The organism is Candidatus Accumulibacter vicinus, assembly GCF_000584955.1.
Classification (GTDB): domain Bacteria; phylum Pseudomonadota; class Gammaproteobacteria; order Burkholderiales; family Rhodocyclaceae; genus Accumulibacter; species Accumulibacter vicinus.
Map to the genome: position 1 here is coordinate 114,065 of NZ_JDSS02000037.1, position 3,244 is coordinate 117,308.

The window sequence follows — 3,244 nt, forward strand, 5'->3', positions numbered from 1 at the left end:
GGCCTGGCCGTTCAGGAGGTCGTTGCCGCTGCCGCCATCCATCTGGTCAGCAAAGGCCGTTCCGATCAGGATGTTTGCGCCGGCATTGCCAATCATGGTGATGGCGTTGCTCAACGGCGACGCATCGACATTGAGTGCGACCGTACCCGCACTGTTCGCCACAGCGTCGCTGCCAGTACCAATCACCACCCGCTCGATGCCCGTGTCGCCGGCATACAGCTTCAGGGTGCCGGCACTGGTGGCCGCGAAACGCACTTCATCAACCCCGGTGTTACCGGCATCGGCGATCTCGGCCGACGGATGGTGGGCAGGTAGTTCGAACAGGTAAAGGTCGGAACCCTCACCACCATTCAGGCTGTCGACCCCGCCCAGACCATTCAGGACATTATCACCACTGTTGCCGATGATGATGTTGGCAAGCGTATTGCCCGTCCCCGTCAGATTGGCCGTCCCGGTCAGTTCGAGCTTTTCGAAATTGGCTCCCAGGGTCCAGGATACCGATGCTTTTACCAGATCCTTGCCGTCTGCGGCGCTGCTTTCGGTCACGACGTCGGAGACACTATCCACCAGGTAGATGTCGTCGCCCTTTCCGCCGGCGAGCTGGTCCGTACCCGCACCACCGTCAAGCAAGTCGTTGCCCATTCCGGCTTCCAGCGTATCGTTGCCACCAAGACCATACAAGGAGTCATTTCCTGCCGTGCCGGTCAGGACATTGACCGTATCATCACCCTCAAGCGTCAACCCGGAACAGGGAACCGCACTGATCAGGTAACTGCCGGTGGACTGGGCATGATCCTTGGCGGCAAGGTAATAGGTTCCGCTGGCTGTCGGCGTATAAATGATCTGCGAATCGGTGGTGGACAGGCCGGCATTATCATTCTGAGTAATGACTGCCAATTTGGAGGAATACAGTTCAAGGTAGGGATCAAGACTCCCGCTGACCCGGGCCAGTTTGAAGATATAGCTGTTGTTGGCCTTCAGGGTAACCTTGAAGAGGTCGCCGTCGGACGCTCGCTCAATGACGCCGGACACGGCGGCACCCCCGACGGTAATCGCTCCGCGCGTATTCGTCGTCATGGGATAGTCGTCCGGAACGGCAGTGACGTCATCGTTGCGGATCGTGCCCGTAGCGCTTGTCGTACCCGGTACCAGCCCTGATGAAGGGTTGCTCAGGCTGAGGGTAAAACTCTCGTCAGACTCGACGACGGTGTCCCCGACAACGAGCACCTGGATCGTCTTCGCCGTTTCGCCGGGCTGAAAGGTGACGACACCGGAAGTGGCACCGGTAAAGTCGGAAGATGTGGCCGGGGATACACCGGATCCGTCCAGAGTCCAGCCGACGGTTTGCGTGGTCTCGCTCGCTTTGTTGAGGCTGACATTGAAAACGTAGGCCGTGGATCCGCTATTGCCTTCAGCGATCGAAGCCGCGCCAGCGGCGATCGATACCTGCACGGAGACAGGATCAGGGTCAGATGACGCATCTGCCGACAACTCGCCAGCCGATTTGGTCACATTCGAGAAGACGAAGGTTTCGACATTCTTGATCAAGTCCGAACCGGAGCCGCTACTCGAGAAGGTGAAGCCCTGATTGAGGGTATAAGAGAACGTATACTCTGAAAATGTACCGGCAAACACCACCGTATCATTGCCGACCCCGCCGTCGAGTGTGTCGTTGCCCGCACCGGCTACCAGCGTGTCGTCGCCCGACCCTCCGACCAAAGAATCTGTTCCGGAACCACCGTCGAGATAATTATTCAGGGAATTGCCGGTAATCGTATCGGCACCGGCGCCCCCAATCGCATTTTCGATATTGCAGGTATACGCGATGGCGATGTTGTAGGTCATGCTGTTGCATGAGGAATAGGCGCCAGGCGTGAGATCGATCAGGCTCGGCGTGGACCATCCGCTCAGGTTGAGCGTATCGGTTCCAGCGGAGTCGTAAATGGTCAGGATCGGATGAAGGTTGGCCGAGAAATTGTAGATTGCGGACAGGGTGCCGAAATCGGTGCTGCCAAATCCGTAGGTCGTATCATCTGTGCGGGTCGTGGTTTCGGCACCGTACATACTCTGTATGGCCATGATGTCATTGAGCATTGGCGTCTGCGGCGAATACAGCTTCCCGTCCGCACCGACCCAGTCGGCCCAGGCCACCAGGCCCACCCCACTGGACGAACCCGAACCCCAATTGGGACCAAAGTAGGACATCACCGAATAGACACCACTGTCCTGATAGCTCGATGGCGTCCAGGAACCCCCACCATTGTAGTCGCCCATGTGATCCAGCCCGAAAGCATGACCGATCTCATGCACGTAGCTCAGAAACGAATGCGCGCCCACCTGGGGGTTCATCAGGTCGGAGTAGGCACGACTGAACCATACGCTGCCAGTCGTCGGGAAGTAGGCATGTGCGTATTCAACGCCAGTGGACGAAGTCCCGAATTCGATATTGGATGAACTGGAAGTGACCTTGACCAGATTCGGGGTGATGAGATCATCCCAAGTCTGCAGCGCAAGTGTGGCGGCGGCCTGCTGGACGGAATTCAGTCCCTGAAATCCCACCTGCTCCTGACTACCGTAGAGACCGCTCGATGAGGTCGGGAAGGCGTAGGTGATCGTGCTGCCGGACCAATGAGAACCGGAATCAAGCTGCGCGAGAATTTGCTGCTGTGTCCAGGATGCGAGTGCCACGCGACCAATCCTTCATGAGAGAAGGCAGCAAGGTCGAGGGCAAGCAGAAATTGAACAGCAAAAATCGCTGAATCTATGCAACCCGGCCACCCTTCCTGACGATCAGGTTAGGGCCCTCGGCTTTGCGTCCGGAGATTTCTCCCCGTTTGCCTTTGGATAAGATGTGGCGAATAATACACGTGAAGTTTGTTTTGTCAAGAGCTTATTCGAGCTTATTCGGCAAAGACAATATAGGGAGGAACATGCTCAAAGCACCGGTCAACCCGCAGAAGAATGCCGTTGCTCTTGCCTACAGCCAGACCGATACTGCACCTCGCGTGGTGGCCAGAGGGCGGGGCCTGGTGGCCGAGCAGATCATCGCGCGGGCGCGCGAGCACGGCGTTTATGTGCATGAATCAGCCGAACTGGTGTCGCTACTGATGCAGGTCGATCTCGACCAGCACATCCCACCACAGCTCTATCTGGCAGTAGCCGAACTGCTGGCGTGGCTCTACCGGCTGGAAAATGGCCAGGCAACCTCACCGCCGCCACGCATCCCGGCCGCGGCTGAAGCGAC

The 3,244-nt window shown here is 57.8% G+C and carries 2 protein-coding genes and 1 riboswitch; of the genes, one reads left to right on the plus strand and one right to left on the minus strand.

The genetic code is table 11. The annotated features are described in order from the left end of the window. A partial coding sequence (locus CAPSK01_RS16340) for a M10 family metallopeptidase C-terminal domain-containing protein (protein WP_034929079.1) occupies positions 1 to 2,688 on the minus strand: 2,688 nt, incomplete at its 3' end. A 73-nt stretch (positions 2,689 to 2,761) separates the two neighbouring features. Further along, positions 2,762 to 2,849: riboswitch (cyclic di-GMP riboswitch) on the minus strand. An 81-nt stretch (positions 2,850 to 2,930) separates the two neighbouring features. Between CAPSK01_RS16340 and CAPSK01_RS16345 the strand changes: the two genes are divergently transcribed. Continuing rightward, on the plus strand, positions 2,931 to 3,244 hold a 314-nt coding region (locus CAPSK01_RS16345; protein WP_273703916.1), incomplete at its 3' end, for an EscU/YscU/HrcU family type III secretion system export apparatus switch protein.